The organism is Nitrospira tepida (genome assembly GCF_947241125.1).
Taxonomy (GTDB): Bacteria; Nitrospirota; Nitrospiria; order Nitrospirales; family Nitrospiraceae; genus Nitrospira_G; species Nitrospira_G tepida.
This window is the reverse complement of the sequence record NZ_OX365700.1, coordinates 3,942,747-3,966,942: the sequence shown is the minus strand read 5'-3', so window position 1 is coordinate 3,966,942 and position 24,196 is coordinate 3,942,747. Positions and strand designations below refer to the sequence as shown.

Here is a 24,196-nt window from a genome sequence, read left to right as displayed (position 1 = left end):
ATTCATCTTGTTTTTTAATGGCTTACCCTGCTCTCGCATTTCCATGGTGATCAAAGCTGCTCCTGGCAGCTTCTTTGCTCTACCCCGCCCTGTTTTCGCAGCGAATGTCGGGACAGAGAGAAGGAGGTGAGATTGCAGCTCGACGACGAGTCGACAGGAAGCAAGGGCAGTATCTTCTCTTGATCGTTCATTCAGCAGGGAGGTGCTTTCAATGTTTTTATCACGACGACAATTTCTGAAGGTCACGGCGGGGACGGTGGCGGCCGCGGCGATCGCCGATCGCGCGCTGGCGCTGACGGCCCTCCAGCCGGTCATCGAGGTGGGCAACCCCCTCGGCGACTATCCGGACCGCTCGTGGGAGCGCGTCTACCACGATCAGTACCGGTATGACTCCTCCTTCACCTGGTGCTGTTCCCCCAACGACACGCACGCCTGCCGCATCCGCGCCTTCGTCCGCAACGGCGTCGTCATGCGCGTCGAGCAGAACTACGACCACCAGACCTACGAAGACCTCTACGGCAACCGCGGGACCTTCGCCCACAACCCCCGCATGTGCCTGAAGGGCTTCACCTTCCACCGCCGCGTCTACGGCCCCTATCGCTTGAAAGGCCCCCTGATGCGCAAGGGCTGGAAGGAATGGATGGATGCCGGCTCCCCGGAGCTCACCCCGGAGACCAAGAGCAAGTACAAATTCGACAGCCGGTTTCTGGACGACATGATGCGCGTCTCCTGGGACACGGCCTTCAGCTATGCCGCCAAGGCGATGGTCATCATCGCCACGCGCTATAGTGGCGAGGCCGGCGCCCGGCGGTTGCGCGAGCAGGGCTATCCGCCCGAGATGATCGAGATGATGAAGGGCGCGGGGACCCGCTGCTTCAAGCACCGCGCCGGCATGCCGGTCCTCGGCATCATCGGCAAGATGGGCAATACCCGCATGAACGGTGGGGTCAACGCCTTGCTGGACACCTGGATCCGGAAGGTCGGCCCGGATCAAGCTCAGGGCGGGCGGTATTGGTCCAACTATACCTGGCACGGCGACCAAAACCCCTCGCACCCCTGGTGGTGCGGGGCTCAAGCCTCCGACATAGACCTCTCCGACATGCGTTTCTCCAAGCTGAATACAAGCTGGGGGAAGAACTTCGTCGAGAACAAGATGCCGGAAGCGCATTGGAAGTTGGAGTCGATCGAGCGCGGCGGGCGTATCGTGGTCATCACGCCGGAATACAACCCGACGGCCTATCGCGCAGACTACTGGATGCCGTTGAGGCCACAGTCGGACGGGGCGATCTTCCTGGGCGCGATGAAAATCCTTACCGACGAGAACCTGCACGATGTCGACTTCCTGAAAAGCTTTACGGATGCTCCGCTGCTTGTCCGGACCGATACGCTGCAATTCTTGGATCCCCGGGACGTCGTGAAGGATTACAAGTTCCCTGACTTCTCGATGAGTTACTCGGGGAAAGTGCAGTCGCTGAAACCGGAGCAGGTTGAACGGCTCGGGGGCATGATGGTGTGGGACCTGTCCAAAAACCAGGCGGTTCCTCTGCACCGCGAACAGGTCGGATGGCATTATCACACCAGCGGCATCGACGCCGCCTTGACGGGCACCTATCGCGTCAAGCTGCTCAGCGGGCGGGAAGTCGATACCATTCCGGTGTGGCAGATGTATTTGGTGCACTTTCAGGACTATGACCTGGACACGGTGCATCAGATCTGTCGAACGCCAAAGGACCTGTTGGTCCGTTGGGCGCGGGATTCCGGCACGGTCAAGCCCGCCTCAATCCACAATGGCGAGGGCACGAACCATTACTTCCAGATGACGATCAACTCTCGTGGCGCCGCCATGGTGTTGATCATCACCGGCAACGTCGGCAAGTTCGGGACCGGGCAGCATACCTGGGCCGGGAACTACAAGGCCGGCACCTGGACTGCGACCCCCTGGTCCGGCGCCGGGCTCGGTGTGCATACAGGCGAGGACCCGTTCAACATCACGACGGATCCCAACGTGCATGGCAAGGAGATCAAGACCAGGTCGTATTACTACGGCGAGGAAGTCGGCTATTGGAACCACGGTGACACGGCCTTGATCGTGAATACGCCCAAGTATGGGCGCAAGGTGTTCACAGGCAAGACGCACATGCCGACTCCGAGCAAGTTCCGCTGGGTCACCAACGTGAACGTGCTCAACAATGCCAAGCACCACTACGACATGGTCAAGAACGTCGATCCGAACATCGAGTGTCTCATCACGCAAGACATCGAAATGACGTCGGATGTCAACCACAACGACATCGCCTTCGCGTGCAACTCCTGGATGGAATTCACCTATCCGGAGATGACGGTGACGGTGTCGAATCCGTGGGTGCAGGTGTGGAAGGGCGGCATCCGCCCGCTCTACGACACCCGCAACGACCTCGACACGTTCGCGGGCGTCGCCGCGAAATTGTCTGAAATCACGGGCGATCAGCGCATGAAAGACTATTTCGCGATGGTCTACCTGAACCGGGTGGACGTCTACGTGCAGCGCCTGTTGGATGCCTCCTCGACGTTCTACGGCTATTCGGCGGACGTGCTCTTGAAGTCGGAGAAGGGCTGGATGGTCATGGTCCGGACCTATCCGCGGCATCCGTTCTGGGAGGAAACGAATGAGTCCAAGCCGATGTGGACGAGGACGGGGCGGTACGAGACCTATCGGACCGAGCCGGAGGCGATCGAGTACGGCGAAAACTTCATCTCACACCGCGAGGGGACAGAAGCGACGCCGTACCTGCCCAACGCCATCTTTTCCACGAATCCCTACCTCCGTCCCGATGATTACGGCATCCCCATCACGGCGCAGCACCATGACGATAAGACGGTGCGCAACGTGAAGTTGCCGTGGCAAGAAATCAAGCGGCACAGCAATCCGTTATGGGAGAAGGGGTATCAGTTCTATTGCGTCACCCCCAAGACCCGGCACCGGGTGCACAGCCAGTGGTCGGTGAACGACTGGGTGCAGATCTACGAGTCGAACTTCGGCGATCCGTACCGGATGGACAAGCGGACGCCGGGGGTCGGGGAGCACCAGTTGCACATCAACCCGCAGGCAGCCAAGGATCGCGGCATCAACGACGGGGACTATGTCTATGTGGACGGGAACCCGGTGGATCGGCCCTACCGCGGCTGGAAGCCGAGTGACCCCTACTATAAGGTCGCCCGCTTGATGATCCGGGCCAAGTACAACCCGGCGTATCCGTACCACGTGACGATGGCGAAGCACGCCCCGTACGTGGCGACGGCGAAATCGGTCAAAGGGCACGAGACACGGCCGGACGGCCGCGCCATCGCCCTGGACACCGGCTATCAGTCCAACTTCCGCTACGGGGCCCAACAGTCCTTTACGCGGAGCTGGTTGATGCCGATGCACCAGACCGACAGCTTGCCGGGCAAGCACGCGGTGGCCTGGAAGTTCAAGTGGGGCTATCAGGTCGACCACCACGCGATCAACACGGTGCCGAAGGAATGTCTGATCCGCATCACCAAGGCGGAAGACGGCGGCATCGGCGCCCGCGGCCCGTGGGAACCGGTCCGGACCGGCTTTACCCCCGGGCAGGAGAACGAGTTCATGATCAAGTGGCTCAAGGGCGAGCACATTAAGATCAAGGTGTAATGGCGTCATTCGTCAACCGTCACTCGTCACTTGCAAGAGTGATGGGGTGTTCGGACGGACCGTACGAATGACTAATGACGAATGACGGATTACGGAGGAAACCATGCCTGAAGTCTATAACTGGCAACTGGGCCGCAAGATGCTCTATCCCTACGAGGAGCGGCATCCGAAGTGGCAGTTCGCCTTCGTGTTCAACATCAACCGGTGCTTGGCGTGCCAGACCTGTTCGATGGCCGACAAGTCCACCTGGCTCTTCTCGAAGGGCCAGGAGTACATGTGGTGGAACAACGTGGAGACCAAGCCCTACGGCGGGTATCCCCAGTTCTACGACGTGAAGATCACGCAGTTGATCGAGCAAGTGAACCCGGGCGGGCAGGTGTGGAACGTGCGGGTCGGCCGCAAGCACCATGCCCCTTACGGGGTGTTCGAGGGGATGACCATCTTCGACGCCGGGGCCAAGGTCGGCCAGGCGGCGATCGGCTACATCCCCACGGACCAGGAGTGGCGGTTCGTCAACATCTACGAGGACACGGCCACTTCGATGCGCGCCCTCGTGGAAGGCATCGACAAGACCGGCTTCTCCCGGGACGAACCCTGGAAGATGACGGGCAGCAGTCTGCCGGAGCATGAGACGTTCTTCTTCTATCTCCAGCGGATCTGCAACCACTGCACGTACCCGGGCTGCCTCGCGGCCTGTCCCCGGAAGGCCATCTACAAGCGGCCGGAAGACGGCATCGTGCTGATCGACCAGAACCGCTGCCGCGGGTACAAGAAGTGTGTCGAGCAGTGCCCGTACAAGAAGCCGATGTACCGGGGCACGACCCGGGTCTCGGAGAAGTGCATTGCCTGCTATCCGCGGATCGAGGGGAAGGACCCCTTGACGGGCGGCGAGCCGATGGAAACGCGCTGTATGGCGGCCTGCGTCGGGAAGATCCGGATGCAGTCGCTGGTGCGGATCGGCGAGGACGGGCTGTGGGCCGAGGACCGGTGGCACCCGCTGTACTTCGCCATTCGGGTGGAGCAGGTGGCGTTGCCCCTGTACCCGCAGTGGGGGACGGAGCCCAACGGCTACTACATCCCGCCGCGTCATAGCCCGCGGGGCTATGCCCGGCAGATGTTCGGGCCGGGCGTGGACAATGCGATCGAGAAGTACCTGGTGCCGAGCCGGGAGCTGTTGGCGGTGCTGCAACTGTGGCGGGCCAGCCAGCAGATCATCTTCCGGTACGACGTGATTCCGGGCCCGAAGGTGTTTGAGACCCAGATCCACGGGAAGCGGTTCGAGATGTACAACGACACCGTGCTGGGCTTCAACAAGTCGGGGAAGGAAGTGGCGCGGATCCAGGTCGAGGAGCCGATCTACGTCCGACCGGCAGAACGGGTGACCTGGCTGTAACGCCTACGCCAGTGCCGTTCGCGGAGAGAGGGGGGGCCGGGAGCCGCCAGGCTCCCGGCCCCTCGTGCGTTGGAAGCATCGTGAGGGAGAAGGGGTATGGCGAGGATACTGGCGGGAGGTCTGGTACTGGTGATGATCTACGTTCTCGGAGGGTGTGGCGGGGGCGAGGACACTATGTTCCTCGCGATTCCAACCTTCCCTGCGAGGGGGATTCAAGTTGCGAGCGAAGGGCAAGGGGTCAGGATCCGTGTGTTGCGGCTTGAAGATCGGCGCCATGAAACAGCGATGCTCGGTTTACGGCGGGGCCGGTTCGGGACGCTCGATCTCTATCCGATTCAAGTTGCCGGAGGTGATGTCGGGCGGGCCGTCGCGAACGCCATGACCAGGTATTTGAGAGAAAGAGGGTGGCGAGTCCGCACCAATGGAGACATTGACCCGAGTTTCCCCGATGTGACGTTGACCGGGGAAGTACAGGACTTCAGACTCGACGCGGTGGCCACAGGTCTCTCGACCACGATGACGGCAAAGGCCGTGTTCGTCTTCGAGTGGGTCAATCAAGTCGATGGGAGCGAGTACCGCATTCCGGTGTCTGCTGCGCAGGAGCGACGGGTCTATTGGTTTACAAAGGAAGATGCTCAGCGACTGATCAATGAAGTGGTCGCAGAGAGCCTTGAGCAATTTGTGCACAAGGTCAGGCAGGACGGCGTCTTGTTGCAGCCGGCTGGCCTGGCGTCGCAGGAAACGGGATAGGAGCGTGAACAAGCCGATGACCGGGAGACCTCCTCATGGACCAACGGCCGTGCCGTTGCCCTCACGCAGAGCGAAGTTCGTCCTCGGTCTGCCGGAGCGTGGCGAGGTAGTGGTAGAGCCCTCGCCGCTCGATCAGTTCCGCATGGGTGCCGCTCTCGACGACGGCGCCCTTGTCCAGCACGATGATCCTGTGGGCCTTCTGCACGGTGGTGAGCCGATGGGCCACGACAAAGGTGGTCCGTCCGGCCATCAGGCGATCGAGCGCCTGCTGAACCAATCGTTCGGATTCGGTGTCGAGCGCGGAGGTCGCCTCGTCGAGCAGCAGGACTCGCGGGTTCTTGAGAATGGCCCGCGCAATCGCAATCCGCTGCCGCTGTCCCCCCGACAGGTTCACACCCTTCTCGCCGACTACGGTCTGGTATCCGTCAGGCAAGCGCGTGATGAACTCGTCCGCCAACGCCGCTTCGCTGGCGGCCAGCACGTCCGCTTCGGTCGCGTCTTCACGTCCGTATCGGATGTTGTCGAGGATCGTGCCGCCGAAGAGCACGGTCTCCTGGGGGACCAGCGCCACCTGCCGATACCAACTGTCGAGTCGGACGTGCCGGAGGTCATGGCCATCGACGGTGATGGCGCCGCCGGAGGGATCATAAAACCGGTGGAGCAGGTTGATCACGGTCGTCTTGCCCGCCCCCGTCGGCCCAACCAAGGCGACCACCTCGCCGGGATTGGCCTCCAAACTCACGTCATGGAGAATGACTTGGCGCGAGTCGTATTGAAACGAGACATGCTGAAGCCGCATCTGACCCCGAACGGGAGGGAGGTCCTGCGCGTCAGGGCCATCGGAAACCTCCGGCTGTGTGTCAAGGATCTCGAAGACTCGCTGCATGGCGCCCTGCGCCTCTTTGATTTGGGCGAAGACCCGCGCGGCTGCACCGAACGGCCCGATCAGAATGCCCGCAAACAGGACGAACGCGAAGAGGTCGCCGGGAGAGACCTGCCCTTGGATGACCTGCCGCCCTCCGTACCAGAGCACGGCGGCGCCGGCTGCAAAGGTGAGCAGCGTGATCGTCGGCACGAACACGGCCATGACGACCGCCCGCTTGAGCGCGACACGGACGGCGGCATTCAAGGTGGCAGCGAACCGAGCCTCCTCCCAGGATGTCCGGACGAACGATTTGACCACGCGGATGCCGGATAACACTTCTTCGATGATCGTCGAGAGCGTGGCCGTGCGATCTTGAATAGCCGTCGAGAGCCGCTTGAGCCGGCGGCCGAAGAATTTGGCCACCAGCACCAGCGCGGGCAGCAGCAGGAGAATCAGCACGCATAATTGCCAATTGGTCACGAGCAGAAAGGCGATACCCCCGATCAAGGTCACGGCCTGCTTGGCCAGGTCGATCGGCGTGTCGGTCGCGATGTTCTGGATGACGCCGATGTCGTTCATCAGCCGGGATAGCAGTTCGCCGGTCCGACGTTTAGCGAAAAATCCCAGTGAAAGGCTTTGCAGGTGACGGAAGACATGGCGCCGAAAATCCGCGGTCAGATGTTGCGAAATCCACGCCGCCAGATACCCGTGTCCGACCGAAAAGATCCCCTGTGCCAGGACGAGCAGGAGAAACAGCGCCAGAAGATGATTCATCTCGGTCTCGTTGCGCTGGACGGTGACGACGTCCCACAGGCGCCCCACCAGCCGAATCAACACCAGGTTGATCAGGGCGACGACGGCGACTAAGCCCGCGGCCGCGAGCATTCTCGGGAGGTAGGGCTTTAGGAACGGCAGGAACCGGCGATAGTATTTCATAAGGTATCCGGCAGGCTCCAATAGAAGATGGAGGATGGAGCAGAAAAGGAACCGGCACGGGGTGTCCGTTTCGGAGGGACGCTCGGCGGAGAGAGGACCTTACAGTTGCGCGATCGACTCGATCAAGTTTTTGTTGATGGCCACGAAGTCGGCCTTGTCCTTGTCGTTGATGAGGACGTCTGTCAGGCTGATGAACAGGCGCTGTTCCTCATTGATGGCGTCCGAGACTCGATTGCGCATCGGAGGAATCAAAAAGTCGCCGACGTAGGTGCAATTCACGGTCTTGACCCGAATACGAACCTTCTTCCCTTCAGGCACGGGCGCGCCCTCCTCTGTGGACCGGTGGATTAGCCCTTCCGCCGCAAGAATTTCTGCTTCTTCCGAAGCTTCTTGTATTTATGCTTCCGCATTTTCTTACGACGCTTCTTGAGCACACTCGACATGATCGGCTCCTCGACTAGGGGTTACGCTATCGGCTTCGTGGGGGAAAAGCAAGCAACTCACGAAAGCGCGCAGGCCCCACCGCCGCCTCGGTGTTGGGCGCCGGATGAGGTATCACAGTGCCGAAGTGCTGTCAAGAAAATGGAGGGGCAGGTCACAGAACGTTCTGTGAGGAAAAACGGCGGATGCCCGAGGGGTGCTGACGAGTCGAGCCCAACCTCGCGCTATCTGGGAGGGATCACGACCTGGTTCTTCGATCAGGAGGTGTGCATATGAAGAGGTCATTGATTATTGCCGCCGCAGCCGTTGTTGCTCCTGCCCTCATGTTGACGGTGGAAATGGTGGAAATGATGTCCGGCCATGTGGCGGGGTGGGCCTATCGAGACTATTTCACTCAGGAGCAGAAAGCCCAGCTTTCGAAGATCAAGACTGTTGCTGTGGATGCCGTTGCCCTCACTGACAAGGGGCCGGCTGATGCCGCTCCTTTCAAAGAGATTTTGCAACGGCGGATGTCCGAGCTTGGCTACCACGTCGTCAAAGATACGGCTCAACCTCACGACGTGCTTGTTCGGGCGAAATGCGAGCAACGGAAAACGTGGGAAGGCACCACCGCATCCGGCGGGGACTACGATCTTCCGGATGCTCCCTCTCGGATCTGGAAGGGGCCGGCATGTCAGTTAACTTATGTGCTCGGGGGCATGAAGATCCAATGGCAGAAAGAAGTCCGCACCCCCTTTCAGGATGCGGTCGAGGCGGCGAAAACCGCCAATGCCGGCGATCCTGGCGACTACGCGATGGCCGCGTTGAGAGAGTTGCTCAATCAATACGAGTTTCCTGTCCTGTTGGCCGCCGAATGGGGGCATGATGATCGCCTCCTGAAGATTTTGGATACCACCGGGACCAATCAGCGGAAACTGCTGGTCATCTCTCTGTTGGGTGAAATGTTGTCGGACGAAGCTCTGCCTAAGCTCAAGGAGGCCTTAAAGGATAAAGATCTCTCCAAGGAGGCGGCCGTGGCCTTGGGCAATATCGGGCGAGACGGCATTCCCGTGTTGGTGGAAATCCTCAAGACCTCGACTCAGCCGGAACTGCAGGCGGCGGCTGCGAAAGGGCTCGGGCAAGTGGGTGGGCTGCATGGGGATCCTTCGGTAGTGCCTCCTTTATTGGAGATGCTGGATGCGCCGGGAATTGACATCACCGTCCAGACTGAAATTGCGTGGGCGTTGGGCAAGATGCCGGACAAGCGGTCAATTGAGCCGCTATATGCGCTGGATCGAAAGCTTCAAGCCATCCGCACGAATGACCCCAAGTTCAAGAGGCTCAAGGAGGCCGTCTTTTGGGCGATCAAGCAGTGCGATACATGGGACCAGTACAGTTGAGGGCGAGCGCGCCTGCTTCGACCAGCGCCGCTCCCTTGACCCTGTGGAGAAGCGGTTCCTATACTGCTCTCTATGCCGGGCCGGCTCTCGTCGTCTTCCCTCCGCCGCTTTCTTTATCGCTGTGTCGCTCTCGGCCTTCTGTGCGTGCTGATTACAGGGTGCGGGAGCAAGGGCCCGGTCTATCCGGAAGATCATCTGCGCTTCACCCGGATCTACGATGCGGTCGAGTCGCTTCGCAAGGCCTATGTGGAGAAGGATCTCGGGGGAATCAGCCATCTCCTGCTGTCTTCGGATCAACTCGATCAACTGGTGGCCGACGCGGAAGCGGATTTCCGCACCTATGACACGATCGCGCTCGACCTCGCGATCGAACGGATTCTGATCGACGGGGACCACATCGACATGTACGTGCATTGGCAAGGGCAGTGGAAGCCGCAGGGCACGGACGTGCCAATTCGAGAACGCGGCCACGGTCGTCTCCAATGGGTAGGCAATCAATCCATCCTCTTGCGAGCCGTGGACGGCGATTTGCCGTTCGGCATGGGCACCAGGCAGATGCGTCTCAACCGGCCTCCTCTTCCCGCCGCCAAATAGGATCGGGGATCCTCCCAAGTCATGACGACAGAGATGCATGCTTCGCGAACAGAGGCCGATTTTCTCGTGATCGGCAGCGGCGTGGCCGGGCTTCGTGCCGCGCTTGAATTCGGCCGAACCGGCCGCGTGCTGATGGTGACCAAGGGCCGCCCGTTTGAGAGCAGCTCGATTTACGCGCAGGGCGGGGTCGCGGTGGCCTTGAGCGAGGAGGACGATGTCGCCGTCCATCTGCGCGATACGCTCAAAGCCGGCCACGGACTCTGCCGCAAGGATGCCGTTCGCGTGTTGGTCGAAGAGGGCCCGGCCCGCATTCACGAGTTGATTCGCTGGGGCGCGCAATTCGACAAGACCGGGAGCCAATTTGCCTTTGCGCGGGAAGCGGCCCACAGCCGCAGCCGGATTTTGCGTGCCCGCGGGGACGCGACCGGGAATGAAATGGTCCGCGTGCTCATGGCCGAAGCCCAGCGGTCTCCCCACATCCGATCGCTCGATCATTTTTTTACCGTGGATTTGGTGGTGGTTGACGGGCGCTGCTGCGGCGCCGTGGTCCTGAACGAATTGACCGGCGAAAAATCCGTCATCCCGGCCCGCGCCGTGGTGCTGGCCACCGGCGGCGCCGGACAGGTGTATGCGCGCACGACCAATCCCGCCAGCGCCACCGGAGACGGCATGGCCATGGCGTTTCGTGCCGGCGCCTTGCTGGAGGACATGGAGTTCGTGCAGTTTCATCCGACTGCCCTGTATCTGCCCTCCAGTCCGCCGTTCTTGCTCTCGGAAGCCATCCGGGGAGAGGGGGGCCAGTTGCGGAACAGCACCGGCGAACTGTTCATGCATCGCTATCATCCCGACGGCGCGTTGGCGCCGCGCGATATCGTGGCGCGGGCCATCTGGGCCGAGATGGCCGCCACTCGGGCGCGGCATGTCTACCTGGATGTCACGCACCTGAACCCGGATTTCGTCAAACAACGGTTCCCGACCATTTACGCCACCTGCTTGCGGTACGACATCGACATGACCGAGGAATGGATTCCCGTCTCGCCGAGCGCCCATTATATGATGGGTGGCGTGCGCACGGACCTGAACGGGGCGACGACCGTGCCGGGCCTGTTCGCGGCCGGCGAGGTGGCTTGTAGCGGCGTCCATGGAGCCAATCGACTGGCCAGCAATTCCTTGCTGGAAGGCCTGGTCTTTGGTGCCAGGGCCGCGAAGGCGGCCTTGGCCTCCGCCCGGTCTCCGGTTTCGGCCTCCTCTCTTCCTGCAATCCGGGATCTGGAGGGCTCGGCTCAGGAGCGGCTCGATGATGCTGAAAAATTGCGCAGCTCTCTCCGGCGGCTCATGTGGGGGCGTGTGGGTATAGTCCGAACGGGCGAGTCCTTGGCCAAGGCCGTCGCCCAGTTGACCCGCTGGTCCAAGTTGGTGGCGAAACCGTTGAGCACCAGGGCCGAGCTGGAGGTGAAAAATCTCGTCCAGGTGGCGTATTGCATTGGCGAGGCGGCGCTCTGGCGTGAAAACAGCATCGGGGCCCACTATCGGGCGGATTACCCCCATGCGCCGAAAGCCAATGCCAAACTCCATAGCCAGGTGGTCGGTTTGAACGACGAGTTTTCTCTAGGCAGAAGTGGGTCACGGACTCCCGCGCCGGTTGTCGCGTTGCATAGGACGCGCGCAGGAGGCAGGTCAAGGCGTCGGATGGAGGGGTGAAGGCGCGAGTAAGAAGCGTCGATAGTACCGCAACACCTTCTGCACATATCGCCTGGTTTCATCGATCGGGGGCAGCGACTGGTAGCGATCCACGGTGTGTTCCCCGGCGTTATACGCCGCCAGGGCCAACGGCAGATTTCCGTGAAACCGGTCGAGCAGGTACCGCAGGTGTTTCGTCCCACCCGCAATATTGTCCTCCGGGTCAAACGCGTCGCGGACATGGTGCTGGATGGCCGTCTCCGGCATGAGCTGCATCAAGCCAAGCGCGCCGGCCTGCGAGACGGCGCGCGGATCGAAATCGGATTCCGCCTTGATGATGGCGCGGACCAGGGCTGGATGGAGTCTGTGGAGGCGTGCGGACCTGGTAATCGCGTGGTCGAGTTTCTTCTCCGGGATTGGAGCATGTGCGACCGAGGAAGCGGTCAAGTCGATGCGCTTATAGCGGGCGTCGGTCGGGACATTCGTGAGCGAAATCACCCCGTGCCGATCGATGTACTGGTACACCTCGGACGAGACTGGGTTGGCGAAGGGCGATAGGAAGGTTCCCAGCGCGCATACGAGCGCGAACAGGATCGGCTGTGAATCTGGACGAGCCATGGTTGCAGGCCTGAGTGGTTCCGATTGGTCTCGTATTGCCTCTAAGGTAGCATGCAGGGAGGCACTGTCAAAACGCTCAGAAAACAAGGGGTTCAGGCGAACGGCCCATGGAAAGCGCCGGCCCCGGATATCACGTCAAGGCCGCAACATGGGTGTGGAAGAGCCGCTGTAGGCGGCTGGTGAGGGGGCCGGGGGGACGTGAAGGCAGGTGAGCGCCGTCGACGGATCGAACGGGCAGGATTTCGGAACTCGTATTGGTGATGAAACATTCCTCGGCCTCTCGAAGGAGGGCGGGAAGGAAATGCCCTTCCTCGCTCTGGATACTGTCCCGGCGCGCCAGTTCGAGCACGAGATTGCGCGTGAGTCCGTCAAGAATGCCGCAGTCGATCGAGGGAGTCAGCAGCCGACCCTGACGAACCAGAAACAGATTGCTCGTCGTGCATTCGGCCAATTCTCCGGCCGGGTTCAACATGATTGCGTCGAAGGCCTTTGCGGTGATGGCGTCGCGTTTGGCCAGGATATTGTTCAAAAAGTTCAGCGATTTGATCTGCGGCGACAGGGCGGAGGGATGGTTGCGCCGAATCGTCGCCGTGACCAGGTCCACGCCGGTCTGATACAGGTGGTCGGCCGGGCGCGTCAGCGGCTTGGCCAACACGACGATGGTCGGCGCCTGGCAGAGCGCCGGATCGAGTCCGATGTCGCCCGGCCCGCGCGAAACCGTGATGCGGAGGTAGGCGTCCCGTCCGGCCTGTCCCACGTGGTTCCGCTGCATGGCTTCGGAGAGGATCGGCAGCCAAGCCCCCTCCTCCAGCGGGATCGTCAGCCCGATCAAGTCCGCCGAACGGTAGAGACGCCGGAGATGTTCGCGCAGGAGAAAGATATGGGGACCGTACGAGCGAAGCGTTTCGTAGATGCCGTCGCCATAGAGGAAGCCATGGTCGAACACCGAGATGAGCGCGTCTTCCTTCCGCACGAATCGGTCATTCAGGAAAATCCACATTGAGTCAGACCTTGTGAAGGGCGGTGAAAAAGGCCTGGGCCTTGTCCAGCGTCTCCTGGTACTCCCTGGACGGCTCGGAATCCGCAACAATCCCGGCGCCCACCTGAAGGTAGGCCGACTGCTCCGTCAGCACCATGGTGCGGATCACGATGTTCAAATCGATCGCCCCGGTCCGGCTGAAGTAGCCCAACGATCCGGTATAGGGACCGCGCCGGACCGGTTCCAACTCCTCGATGATCTGCATGCAGCGAATCTTGGGGACGCCCGTAATCGTGCCCCCCGGAAAGACGGATTTGATGAGGTCCAGACGCGGAATGCCCGGTCTCAGCATGCCTGTGACGTTCGAAACCAGATGGCGCACATGGGAATATTCCTCGACAGTCATGAACTCGTTGACCCGGACGGAGCCGCAGCGGCAAACCCGTCCCAGGTCGTTTCGCTCGAGATCCACCAACATGGTGTGTTCGGCGCGCTCTTTGGCGTTGGCCAGCAATTCTTGCCGGAGGCGTTCGTCATGGGTGGGGTCGCCGCTTCGCGGCCTGGTGCCGGCGATGGGTCTGGTTGTCACGGTCTGGCCATGGACTTGGATCAGACGTTCGGGCGAGCAGCTCACCAGGGTGAGGTCTCCGAAGCTCAGCAACGCGGAAAACGGCGACGGATTCACGACACGCAGTCGTTCATAGATCGCCCGCCCCACGTCATGGTGGCGCGACGGTGATCTTGTCGAGGACCCCAGGGCGAAGTGGAACCGATGAGACAGGTTCGCCTGGTAGATGTCTCCGGCCCGGATATACTCCTGACAGCGCTCCACCCGTTCGACATAGTCATCCACGGATTGTCCGGGAACCGCAGGGCCGAGCAGCCTTTCGATCCGGGCTTCCGGATGGGTTTGAGAACCCTTCGCCGTCGGGCCGACAAGGCAGGCATGGAGGGCTTCCACGCGGTCCAGCCCTTCGGCAAACAACTTGTCACGATCCTCGCCGGCGAATCGATCCCAGGACGGTGCAAAGATCACGTGAAGCGTCTGCTGGTGATGGTCGATGGCGGCCGTGAGGTCGAACAATCCCAGTTGGATGTCCGGCAGGTTCCAGTCGTTGAGGGCCTGATCGGGAAGCGGTTCGTATTGGCGAACCAGATCGTAGCCTAAATAGCCCACCGCTCCTCCGGCGAACGGAGGAAGATCCTCCGGCACAGTCAACGTCGGTTGAGACAGCAGAGAGGACAGGGCTGCAAGGGGAGTGGTGACGGCGCAGGTCCTCCGATCGGAACCGATTACCTCGGCCGTGCCGTTCTTGCCACGGAGCAGATGCGAGGGGGAGGAACCGAAGAACGAATAGCGGGCGGCCGGCGTGGTCGGGGCGCCGCTTTCGAGGAGAAACGACGGCTCTCCCTTCCGGGCGATCCGGCGGTACAGCCGGTAGGGGTCAGCCGCCGGAAGGGGACAGGTGAGCACCAACGGCTGAGGCGCGCCCGACAGAAAGCCGGCTCTGGTTGGGAGGATGATCGTGTCTCGTTGGTTGCTCATCTCGGACAGCGAGGGCTTGTCGGACGATCCGTCACGTACCTGGGCATAACGACAGATCTTGACACATCATGTTCATCACATGCCAGCCATGAGGCAATCCGCCGCTCCGGCAAGCGCGGGGCCGCTGCAACGTGCTTCCCTTGACAAATGAACCGAAGATTTGGTTGAATGGCGCGCTTTTCGTTGGCTGCGCGTGGGTATAGGTGTGTGACGTAGTTGACGAAGCAATGTGATGCCTCCCTCGACGGATCCCTTCTATGCGGGCCTGGGTCAGGCGCTTCGCGTGGGAACCGAGGTGCTCGCCGCCTTGATCGTGGGCGGTGGACTCGGGTGGGTGGCCGATACCTACCTGTTCAACACGAGCCCCTGGGGCATGGTGGTCGGGTTGGTGCTGGGCGGCGCGGCTGGCGTGCGCAATGCGTACCGGGCCGCGCAACGGTGGCCGTCCTAGACCGGGCGTGATGTCACGAGAAAGGGTGGGTGCTCTTGGAAGAAAGTCCGCTCCATCCGTTTGAGCTGCACGAGATTATTCCGATCTCGCTGTTTGGATTCGATATTTCGATCAACAAGGCCGTGATCTGGATGTGGATCGTCGTGGCCTTGGTGTCGATCCTCCTGATCGTCGCGGCCAGATCCCGCAGCCTGGTGCCCTCCAAGCTCCAGAGCTTGGCCGAAGTGCTGGTCGATTTCATCCGGGGCATTATTCTGGATACGATCGGGCCTCAGGGAATGAAGTTCTTTCCCTTCGTCGCGACGCTGTTCCTGTTCATTCTCTTCAGCAATTTGTTGGGGCTGATCCCCGGCTCCTATACCGTCACCAGCCAGTTGATTGTGACGGCGGTCTTTGCGCTGGTGGTCTACGGCCTCAGCATCGTGCTGGGGTTTGTGCTCCACGGGGGGAAGTTTCTCGGCATTCTGGTTCCTCCGGGCACGCCCGGCTGGTTGCTGCCGTTGATGATCCCGATCGAACTGGTGAGCCAATTGGCGAGGCCCGTCTCGTTGGCGGTGCGCTTGTTCGCCAACATGACGGCCGGCCATACGATCCTCGCCGTATTATTTGGGTTGGCGATCAGCGGAGGGCTCTTGATCGGCTGGTTGCCGTTCGCATTCACGATCGCGATGAACGCGTTGGAGGTCGGCATCGCGTTCATTCAAGCCTACATTTTCACCGTGCTGACCTGTGTCTATCTGGGAGACGCCGTGACGCTCCACGGACATGGGGACGAGCATGCGCACTGAGGCGTCGGTTCGTCAGATTTAAAGGAGGAGAGACCATCATGGATTCCGCAGCAGCAGCATTGTTGGGCATGGGGTTGGCCGCGGCCGGCTTTGCCGGGGCCGGCGTGGGGATCGGCTATATTTTCGGCAAGATGATCGAAGCGGTGGCGCGCCAGCCCGAGGCGGAAGGGCGGGTTGGCAAGTACATGTGGATCGGGTTCGCTTTGGTAGAAGCGATTGCCTTGTACGGGCTGGTCATTGCCTTCATCATCATGGGGCTCCGCAAGTAGGGAGCGTTAACCGTTATTCGTCAACCGCTAATCGAGACGACTGCTCGTTTAACGATTCACGTTTAACGTTTCACGAGAGCACACATGCCGCAATTTGAGAGCCACTTCTTCTCCTCGCTCATCTTCTGGGAGGTCGTCTCGTTCGCGATCCTCTTTTGGGTGCTCTACAAGTTTGCGTTTCCGGCCATTCTGGAGACGCTCGAAACGAGGGAACGCAAGATCAGGGAATCGCTCGATCAGGCTGAACGCCAGCGGGCGGAGGCGGAGCGGGTCCTGCGCGAGTACGAGAGCAAGCTGAGCCAGGCGTCCAAGGAAGCGGAAGCCCTGCTCGGTCAAGCAAGGGAACGCGCGCAGCGTCTGCTGGAAGAGAACGAACAGCGCCTGACCGCCGAAGCGGAACGCATCAAAGCCGAGTCCACGAGAGAAATCGAGCAGGCGCGGAGACAAGCGGTACAGGAAATCCGCACGCATACGACCGAACTGGCGCTGATGGTGGCGGAAAAGCTGGTGGAGCGGAGCTTGACCGACGCCGATCACAAACGGTTTGCGGATGAGGCGCTGGAGGCGGTGGCCCGCTCTCAGGGCAAGGGCTGAGGACGTTCATCGTCAACCGTCAATTGACCGGTAACGATGAACGGCGGCCGCACACGGTTCGCGTTTCCCGTCCGGTATCCTTCCGGGTCGATCTCGACCTCGTCAAATCCCATGGCCCGGATTTCGTCGACGATCGCCGCATGGCGGGCATATTCGAGCAACCGGCCGACTTCGTCCGATCCGACTTCGAGACGGGCCGTCTTGCCGTCGGACCGCACCCGAACCTGACGGAACCCCGCGTCGCGCAGAATTGTCTCCGCCCGTTCCACGAGGGATAACGTCACCCGATCGATCGGAATCCCCCGCTGAATTCTGGAGGAGAGGCAGGCCGCGGCAGGCTTGTCCCAGTTGGACAGGCCGACGAAGCGGGCAATCGCCCTGACACCTTCCTTGCCGAGGCCCACTTCTGCGAGCGGGCTTCGTACCCCCCACTCCTTGGCTGCAATCAATCCCGGACGGTCGTCCTGCAGATCGTCGGCCTGTACGCCGTTCACCATGGTTCGGAAACCCAGCTCCAGTCGAATTCGGTCCAGCGCCCGATAGAGATCGGTCTTGCAGTAATAACAGCGAAACGCGTCGTTCCGGGTAAACTCGGGAATCGTCAGTTGGTCCGTGCGATGCAGCAGGAGGAGGGCGCCGATCTCCCCGGCGAGCCGCCGGCAGTCGTTCAACTCCGCCTCGGGAAGGGTCGGTGAGACCGCAGTCACCGCGACGGTCCGGGAGCCGAGACGGTCCTGCGCGAGCCGCAGGAGCAGCGTGCTGTCGATTCCGCCTGAAAACGCGACGACGGCGGACTCCAGTGAATCGATCAAGGCCTGGAGCCGTTCGAGCTTGACGCGAAGTATCGGATCAAGCGTCATGGCTTGGTCTCCAACCGGACTTTGGCCTTGCCCTGATCGCCGACGACGATCAGGGCCACGCGTTGGGGATCGAGGTATTGTTTGGCGACACGCAGGACGTCCTCCTTGGTGACCCGCTCGATCCATTGCGGATAGTGAGTGAAATAATCAAGGCCGAGATTGTGAAATTCCACCAACCCCAACGTCTGGGCCAGCTTCGACGTGGTGTCCAGCCGCAGGGCGAAGCTGCCCATGAGATAGGCCTTTGCATCGGCCAGTTCCTGGTCGGACACCGGGGCCTCGCGCATCGCCCGCAGCTCATGCAGGACGCCGGCAATGGCTTGATTGGTCGCTTCCGTTCTGGTTTGCAGGCTGATATAGAAGGGGCCCGGCACCAGCCTGGCATCGAAGAGGCTCATGACCCCATAAGCCAGCCCTTGTTTGTCCCGGATATTGTCCATTAACCGGGACCCAAAGCCGCCCGATCCTAGGATCTGGTTCATCACCGAAACCGCATAGTAATCCGGATTGGAACGGCTGACCCCCACATGCCCGATGACAATGCTGGATTGGGTCAATTCCTTGTCGATGAGTTTGACGGCCGCCCGCTCCAGGGAATGGGGTTTGGGCAATTTGGGACTCGACGCGGCGCCTCGTTTCCACGCCCCGAAATATTTCGTGGCCAGTGAGGCGGCTTCGTCGTGGGAAAGATCCCCCACGATACTGAGGATTGTCTGGTTGGGGAAATAGTGCTGGCTGTGGAATGTCAGGACATCCTGATGGGAGATCTTGGGCAGCGTCTCTTCACTGCCGGTCACCGGCCAGCGGTAGGGATGGCCGGTAAACACCACCTGGTTGAACGCCTTCATCGCCAGGGTGCCGGGCTCGTCCTTCTCGCTGATCACCTGCCCGATCAGCTCGCTTCGCACGCGTTCGAACTCGTGCTTGGGGAACGACGGCCGCTGGAGAATGTCCGCAAGCAACGACAGCCCAAGATCCACGTCTTTCTTGAGGGTCCGAACCGTGGCCGTGGTGTAATCCTCCGTGGCCCGGGCGCCGATCGACCCGCCCACGAACTCGATCTGTTCCGCGATCTGCGCGCTGGTGAGGGTCATCGTGCCTTCGTCGAGCAGACTCGACACCAGATTGGCCAGGCCGGCCTTGTCCGGCGAATCCTGGGCCGATCCGACGCGAACCAGCGCATGGGCCTCCACGATCGGCAAGGCATGTTGTTCCAAAAACAGGACGGTGAGGCCGTTGGGCATGACGAATCGAACCGGACGCAATTCGGCGGGCAGGGCCGGGGCCGTCCAGCAGGTGACCAGCGCCAGCAGGCCCAGGAGGGATCGAAGGACAGTCGCGAGACGCGTTTGATTCGACCAGCGCGAGCCTGTCTTCTGCCGGGACGGCCTCATCGTGACGCCTCGCGTCCGTCCATGGCCGAGGCATGCTCGTCGGTGCGAGGCGGGAGCGGCAGCAAAATGCCGACGGTGCGCCCATCCTCAATGAGGTACTTCTGCGCGACGCGCTGCACGTCCTTGGCCGTGACGCTCCGGATGCGGTCCACGAATTGGCCGACGCTCCGCCAGCCGGCCCCGACGGTTTCGGCCTCTCCAAGCAGCATCGCATGGCGGAAGTTAGAATCCTGCTGAAAAATGTAGGCCGCTTCCACGTTGTTCTTCGCCCGTTGCAGTTCCTGCTCCGACGGCGGCTGAGCCTGGATCTTCTGGATCTCTTTCAGGAGCGCCTCTTCGGCCGCCTCGACCTTCTGTCCTGGTTTCACGATCGTGTAGAAATAAAAGAGTCCCGGGTCGGCTTGCATGAGCGTGTATTCGGCCCCGACTGCCAGGCCGAGTTGCTGCTCGTAGATCAGGCTGCGATACAGGCGGCCGCTTTTCCCATGCGACAAGACGGATTCGAGCACCGATAGCGCGTAGGCGTCGTCACTGGTGAAATTCGGGGCCCGATACCCGACCATCACGAACGGCAGTTGCGCTTCTCGTTTCAGGATGACCCGGCGCTCTCCTCGCTGGTCCGGTTCCTGGCCGACGACGGGCGGAGGCGCCGGTCCGCGCGGAATCGGTTCGAATAACCGCTTGATGCGCGGCAGCAAGGCCTCGGCCTTGATGTCGCCCACCACGACCAAGGTCGCATTGTTCGGCGAATAGTAGGTGTCGTAGTGGCGCTGCAGATCGTCCAACGTCATGGCGTTGAGATCGCTCATCCAGCCGATGATCGGCCAATGGTACGGATGGCTCAAAAAAATCTGCGCGTAGAGGGTTTCCACCAGGTAGGCCTGCGGATCGTCGTCGATGCGCAGGCGCCGTTCCTCCTTGACCACTTCGCGCTCCCGTTGAAATTCCTCGCGGTTCAGCGCGAGGCCCTGCATGCGGTCCGCCTCCAGCTCCAAGGCCAGCTCCACGCGGTCGGCGGAGAGATTCTCGAAATAGGCGGTGAAGTCCTGGCTGGTGAACGCATTGTCCACGCCGCCGTTCTTCTTGATCAGGCGTGAGAACGTGCCTTTGGGGTATTTGGCCGTTCCGTTGAACATCATATGTTCGAGCATGTGGGACAGGCCGGCGCGCCCCATGACTTCGTTTCGCGAGCCAACCTTGTACCAGACCTGAACGGTCACCACGGGCGCCTTCGGCACCTCCACCAGCAGGACCTTCATGCCGTTGCTGAGGAGAAATTCACGAGGCTCTGGGGCGGGGTTGGCGAACGCGGTCGGGGTGACCACGCAAAGAGGAAGGCTCGACAGAAGGCCGATACCGATGAGTCGGGACACAGACGATCTGAGGCTCATGCGGTGCGCGGCTCTCCTCAACTGAATTATGCTAGCAATCGCGTGCGAGGGGAGTCAAGGCAACGGAATGCGGCTCAGGCCCGACGCCGAGTTGTCCGCAGGCGCCCAACACATCCGGGCCCTTGCTCTTCCGAATCAAGGCGTTGATCTGCGATGCCCGTAAGATGGATTGAAATGCCAACACCGATTTGTCGGAAGGGCGGCGGAACGGACTCTGGGGGAATTCGTTGAAGGGGATGAGGTTGACCTTGCAGCGGAATCCGCGCAAGAGTGTGACCAGCCGCGCGGCGTCGGCCCGTGAGTCATTGACGCCGGCCAGCAAGACATACTCAAACGTCAGGCGCGCCCGGGCGGAGAGGGGGAATCGCCGACAGGCGTCCAGCAAGGTCGCGAGCGGATACAGGCGATCGACGGCGGGCATGATCGCGGCGCGTAGGCTATCCGTCGTCGCGTTCAAGGAGACGGCCAACCGTATCCCAAGGCCGGCGACCTCGGGGATTTTGGAGGCCAGCCCCGCGGTCGATACCGTGATCCGGCGGGCGGAGAGGCCGACTCCCCAATCGTCATTGGTAAGGCGCTGGATCGATTCCCTGAGCGCGTCCAGATTCGCCAGCGGTTCGCCCATGCCCATGAAGACCAGGTTGCTGATCCGCTCTTCCGGGGCCAGGGTATCCTGCACGGACAGCATCTGGCCGACGATCTCGTGCGGCTTGAGGTTCCGCTTCAAGCCCATGGTGCCGGTCAGGCAAAACCGGCAGTCAAAGGTACAGCCCACCTGCGAGGACAGGCAGAGGGTAAGCCGACGGCCGTCCGGGATCAGGACGCTTTCCACGATCAGCCCATCATCGAGTTGGAACAGGAATTTTTTGGTTCCGTCGGCCGCCTGTCGCACCGTCGGCGGCGGCAGGCGGAGGAGCATGGTGCGTTCGCGAAGCGTAGAGCGATCGCGGAGCGAAAGGTCGGTCATCTGGTCGATGCTGCGGGCCCGCCGGGCATACAACCACCGCAGGATCTGCCGGGCGCGGAATCCGGGCCAGCCCCATTCCTTGATCAGGGTTTCCAATGAGTCCGGGTCGAGCGCGAGCAGGTTGGGAGGCGCTGAATCGAGGTGGAGGAGGGGCAGAGTATGGCTGCGAGAAGGACTCATGGGCCAAGCTACCATAGCCGATTTCTGCGAGACAAGGCGTACAGGCCTGGCCTGGGCCCGTGTTTGCGATCGAGTTTCGGCCGATTCCACCATCCGTTCTTTCATGCGAGAGATCCGTCGAAAGCTGCTATAATTCCGTGAGGTTTGCGCTCATCCTCTCGGGTTATCCCTAGAGTCATGCCGATATTCGGCGTTCCATTCAACAGGTTCACCTCTGGCTTGATCCGAGTCATCGGAGCGACGGCCTTGTCGATCGGTCTCGCGGCGGCTGCGGTCTCGGCCGTCACCGACAACAGTAACCATCGTGTTCCGGGAACCGAGGCCTTCGGCTGTGAGGAGGCCGAGGGTTGTTTTCGCGCGGCTCTTGCGGAACAGAAAAACGTAACTCGGTCGGCCCTCAATGGGGTCGAGGGGCAGTCGAAATTCGACCTCCAGCTTGATCGGCTTCACTTGCTGATGGAGAAGCATCCGGGCTCCGTTTGGGCCAAACGCGCAGGATTGGTCACTGGAGTCCTGTTGCGCGAGCGGGACCCCGGCCGCGCCGTCCAGTTTCTCCGGTCGGCCAGGCGGGACTTTCCGCTGCTGGAGGATTATCTGCGGTTGTGGATGGGGCAGGCGCTGCTGAAGCTCGGCGACATCGCCGAGGCGGCGGCGCTGATGGAATCCATCCGGGAAGTCGCGCCGGACAGCCCCTTGGCGACCAGGGCTGTCTTTGAAGCGGCGGAAGCCTGGTACCGAGCGGGCCAGTGTGATCGGGCTGTCGATCTTTTCGCGACGGCCCTACGGGCAGACGAGAAGGAATCCGTGGCTCCGGTCGGCTGGCTCCACCTCGCTGACTGCCACCTCCAACTCAGCCAACCTGCCGACGCTCAAGCGGCCCTTCGCTCTCTCTGGGTCAAATTGCCTCAAACGCCTGAAGCACGGGAAGCCTATGCGCGGTTGACCGGCTCCTCGGCCAACGGCCAGCCATGGAGCCCCACGGCGGAGGACCGATATCAACGGGCGAAGGAGTTCCATGCGCAGGCGTTTCATGAGGAAGCGGTCGAAGAGTTTCGGCAGTTTCTCTCCATGACCAATAGGGACCCGCGTATCGCCGACGCCAAGTATAAATTGGCACTCTCGCTGGTGCGGCTCAAGCGGTATGAACAGGCCAAGTTTGTGTTCCAGGACGTGATCGCCGGGCAGACTCCCGAGGCCGGGGAGGCGACCGTGTGGTTGGCTCGGGTCTACCTTCGCCAATCGGAGGGTGACCAACTGCTGGCCTTGAGTCAGACTCCACCCAAGGCGGCGCTGACCCATGAGCAGCGGGCCATGCTCAACATTCTCCGCGGCGTGTGGCTCGAGGACCAGGGTCAGATGGAACAGGCCATTGCGGCCTATCGGAAAGTCGATAGCCCGGAGGCCGGCATCCATCGCGTGGATGGGCTGTGGAAAATGGCATGGGCTCGCTATCAGGCGGGGCAATGGAAAGAGGCGATTGCTGCGCTGCAACGTCTCGTCGACGCGAAGGAGAGCGAGGCGCTTGTTCCGCAGGCGTTGTATTGGATGGCTCGGGCGTCGGACCGATTGAAAAACCACGACGGGGCTTCGTTGCGCGCCCAACTATGCGCCCGATATCCCGTCACGTATTATTGCCAGCTTGTTCGCCAGGCCGGGCAGGCTCAAGCTGATGGGCTGAACAGGATGGATGCGGATGCGGTCCTGCCTGGACCCGAGCAACTTCCTCCTGATAAACGTGAGGAGGTCACGCGGGACCGGGCCTATCGCCGCGCGGTGGAGCTTCGGCTGCTGGGGATGGGGCCGGACGCAGCCAGGGAACTTGCGATTCTGACCCGCCGCTACGGAAAGGATGCCGCCGTGGTCTTGGCCTTGTCGCGCCTGCTGAGCGAGGCCGGCGCGCATGGTCAGGCATTGCGGCTTGCCCGCCTGCACTTCCGAGAGGATTTGGAATTGCGCGGCAACGTGCCTTTGCCGGCCCTTTGGCGCGTCGGGTATCCGACCGCCTTTGTGCCGGCTCAGGCCGCGCAGGGCGTGGACCCGGATCTGGTGTCGGCCATCATCAGAGAGGAGAGCCAATATGACGGACGGGCGGTCTCCAGAGTCGGGGCACTGGGGCTGATGCAGGTGATGCCGGCGACCGCGAACACCGTCGCCAAAAAACTGGGGCTCGCCGAGGTCAAGCGCGACGATCTCTTTGACGAAGAGACCAATGTCCGGATCGGTGCTCGCTATGTGGCCCAATTGCTCGAACAGTTCTCGGGCAACGTCATCTATACGGTGGCGGCCTACAATGCCGGTCCCCAGGCCGTGAACGGATGGATCGCTAAACATGGCCGGCGTGAGCCGGATGAATTCGTCGAGTTGATTCCCTATCAGGAGACGCGGCTATACGTCAAACGTGTCCTGCGCAGCTATCGGGAGTATCAACGGCTTCGCCAAGGGCAGGCTCACGGCCAGGGTACATAGGGCTCC

At 61.5% G+C, this 24,196-nt stretch carries 20 protein-coding genes and 1 pseudogene; 11 read left to right on the top strand and 10 right to left on the bottom strand.

Features of this window, described 5'->3' with window-relative positions; genetic code table 11:
* The first annotated feature begins 211 nt into the window (after positions 1-211).
* The 3 genes from QWI75_RS18825 (at position 212) to QWI75_RS18815 (ending at position 5,792) form a co-directional block, all read left to right on the top strand.
* On the top strand, positions 212-3,649 hold the full coding sequence (locus tag QWI75_RS18825) for a molybdopterin-dependent oxidoreductase (protein WP_289270683.1): 3,438 nt from the start codon (positions 212-214) through the stop codon (positions 3,647-3,649).
* A 103-nt stretch (positions 3,650-3,752) separates the two neighbouring features.
* Complete coding sequence (locus QWI75_RS18820; RefSeq protein ID WP_289270681.1) at positions 3,753-5,042, top strand: 4Fe-4S dicluster domain-containing protein; 1,290 nt, start codon at positions 3,753-3,755, stop codon at positions 5,040-5,042.
* A 285-nt stretch (positions 5,043-5,327) separates the two neighbouring features.
* Positions 5,328-5,792 carry a hypothetical protein gene (locus QWI75_RS18815; protein ID WP_289270679.1) on the top strand — a complete coding sequence of 155 codons (465 nt, stop codon included), beginning with the start codon at positions 5,328-5,330 and terminating at the stop codon, positions 5,790-5,792.
* A 61-nt stretch (positions 5,793-5,853) separates the two neighbouring features.
* Here QWI75_RS18815 and QWI75_RS18810 read toward each other — a convergent pair whose 3' ends face one another.
* The 3 genes from QWI75_RS18810 to QWI75_RS18800 form a co-directional block, all read right to left on the bottom strand.
* Positions 5,854-7,593 carry an ABC transporter ATP-binding protein gene (locus QWI75_RS18810; protein WP_289270677.1) on the bottom strand — a complete coding sequence of 580 codons (1,740 nt, stop codon included), beginning with the start codon at positions 7,591-7,593 and terminating at the stop codon, positions 5,854-5,856.
* Positions 7,594-7,692: 99 nt separating this feature from the next.
* Complete coding sequence (locus tag QWI75_RS18805) at positions 7,693-7,911, bottom strand: DUF6812 domain-containing protein (RefSeq protein ID WP_289270675.1); 219 nt, start codon at positions 7,909-7,911, stop codon at positions 7,693-7,695.
* 29 nt (positions 7,912-7,940) lie between these two features.
* Positions 7,941-8,036 carry an AURKAIP1/COX24 domain-containing protein gene (locus QWI75_RS18800; RefSeq protein ID WP_289270673.1) on the bottom strand — a complete coding sequence of 32 codons (96 nt, stop codon included), beginning with the start codon at positions 8,034-8,036 and terminating at the stop codon, positions 7,941-7,943.
* 270 nt (positions 8,037-8,306) lie between these two features.
* Between QWI75_RS18800 and QWI75_RS18795 the strand changes: the two genes are divergently transcribed.
* From QWI75_RS18795 to nadB, 3 genes are all read left to right on the top strand, one after another.
* Complete coding sequence (locus QWI75_RS18795; RefSeq protein ID WP_289270671.1) at positions 8,307-9,413, top strand: HEAT repeat domain-containing protein; 1,107 nt, start codon at positions 8,307-8,309, stop codon at positions 9,411-9,413.
* A gap of 144 nt (positions 9,414-9,557) precedes the next feature.
* On the top strand, positions 9,558-10,007 hold the full coding sequence (locus QWI75_RS18790; protein WP_289270669.1) for a hypothetical protein: 450 nt from the start codon (positions 9,558-9,560) through the stop codon (positions 10,005-10,007).
* 21 nt (positions 10,008-10,028) lie between these two features.
* Positions 10,029-11,708, top strand: coding sequence for an L-aspartate oxidase (nadB, locus tag QWI75_RS18785; RefSeq protein ID WP_289270668.1), 1,680 nt, complete (start codon positions 10,029-10,031; stop codon positions 11,706-11,708).
* On the opposite strand, the gene QWI75_RS18780 is transcribed toward nadB, so the two are convergent.
* From QWI75_RS18780 to QWI75_RS18770, 3 genes are all read right to left on the bottom strand, one after another.
* Positions 11,685-12,305, bottom strand: coding sequence for a lytic transglycosylase domain-containing protein (locus QWI75_RS18780; protein WP_289270666.1), 621 nt, complete (start codon positions 12,303-12,305; stop codon positions 11,685-11,687). The genes nadB and QWI75_RS18780 overlap by 24 nt on opposite strands.
* A 130-nt stretch (positions 12,306-12,435) precedes the next feature.
* Positions 12,436-13,305 carry an aminotransferase class IV gene (locus tag QWI75_RS18775; RefSeq protein WP_289270664.1) on the bottom strand — a complete coding sequence of 290 codons (870 nt, stop codon included), beginning with the start codon at positions 13,303-13,305 and terminating at the stop codon, positions 12,436-12,438.
* A gap of 4 nt (positions 13,306-13,309) precedes the next feature.
* Positions 13,310-14,830, bottom strand: coding sequence for an anthranilate synthase component I family protein (locus QWI75_RS18770; protein ID WP_289270662.1), 1,521 nt, complete (start codon positions 14,828-14,830; stop codon positions 13,310-13,312).
* A gap of 232 nt (positions 14,831-15,062) precedes the next feature.
* On the opposite strand from QWI75_RS18770, the gene QWI75_RS18765 reads away from it, so the two are divergent.
* The 4 genes from QWI75_RS18765 to atpF all read left to right on the top strand — a co-directional run bounded on the left by QWI75_RS18765 (position 15,063) and on the right by atpF (position 16,932).
* Positions 15,063-15,281: an AtpZ/AtpI family protein gene (locus tag QWI75_RS18765; protein WP_289270660.1), complete on the top strand. Its 219-nt coding sequence runs from the start codon at positions 15,063-15,065 to the stop codon at positions 15,279-15,281.
* 35 nt (positions 15,282-15,316) lie between these two features.
* A complete protein-coding gene (locus QWI75_RS18760; RefSeq protein ID WP_289270658.1) occupies positions 15,317-16,069 on the top strand; it encodes a F0F1 ATP synthase subunit A in 753 nt (250 codons plus the stop codon).
* 38 nt (positions 16,070-16,107) lie between these two features.
* Positions 16,108-16,338 carry an ATP synthase F0 subunit C gene (gene atpE, locus QWI75_RS18755; RefSeq protein WP_053381401.1) on the top strand — a complete coding sequence of 77 codons (231 nt, stop codon included), beginning with the start codon at positions 16,108-16,110 and terminating at the stop codon, positions 16,336-16,338.
* A gap of 84 nt (positions 16,339-16,422) precedes the next feature.
* Positions 16,423-16,932 carry a F0F1 ATP synthase subunit B gene (gene atpF / locus QWI75_RS18750; RefSeq protein WP_289270650.1) on the top strand — a complete coding sequence of 170 codons (510 nt, stop codon included), beginning with the start codon at positions 16,423-16,425 and terminating at the stop codon, positions 16,930-16,932.
* Positions 16,933-16,988: 56 nt separating this feature from the next.
* Here atpF and larE read toward each other — a convergent pair.
* The 4 genes and pseudogenes from larE to rlmN form a co-directional block, all read right to left on the bottom strand.
* Positions 16,989-17,792, bottom strand: a pseudogene (larE, locus tag QWI75_RS18745) (ATP-dependent sacrificial sulfur transferase LarE); the annotation flags it as partial.
* Positions 17,789-19,186: a M16 family metallopeptidase gene (locus QWI75_RS18740; protein WP_289270646.1), complete on the bottom strand. Its 1,398-nt coding sequence runs from the start codon at positions 19,184-19,186 to the stop codon at positions 17,789-17,791. The gene QWI75_RS18740 and the pseudogene larE, both read right to left, overlap by 4 nt.
* On the bottom strand, positions 19,183-20,577 hold the full coding sequence (locus QWI75_RS18735; protein ID WP_289270644.1) for a M16 family metallopeptidase: 1,395 nt from the start codon (positions 20,575-20,577) through the stop codon (positions 19,183-19,185). Before QWI75_RS18735 ends, QWI75_RS18740 begins: the two co-directional genes overlap by 4 nt.
* Positions 20,578-20,608: 31 nt before the next feature.
* A complete protein-coding gene (rlmN, locus tag QWI75_RS18730; protein WP_289270642.1) occupies positions 20,609-21,724 on the bottom strand; it encodes a dual-specificity RNA methyltransferase RlmN in 1,116 nt (371 codons plus the stop codon).
* A 219-nt stretch (positions 21,725-21,943) separates the two neighbouring features.
* Here rlmN and QWI75_RS18725 point away from each other — a divergent pair, with 219 nt between their 5' ends.
* On the top strand, positions 21,944-24,190 hold the full coding sequence (locus QWI75_RS18725) for a lytic transglycosylase domain-containing protein (RefSeq protein WP_289270640.1): 2,247 nt from the start codon (positions 21,944-21,946) through the stop codon (positions 24,188-24,190).
* Positions 24,191-24,196 lie beyond the last annotated feature (6 nt).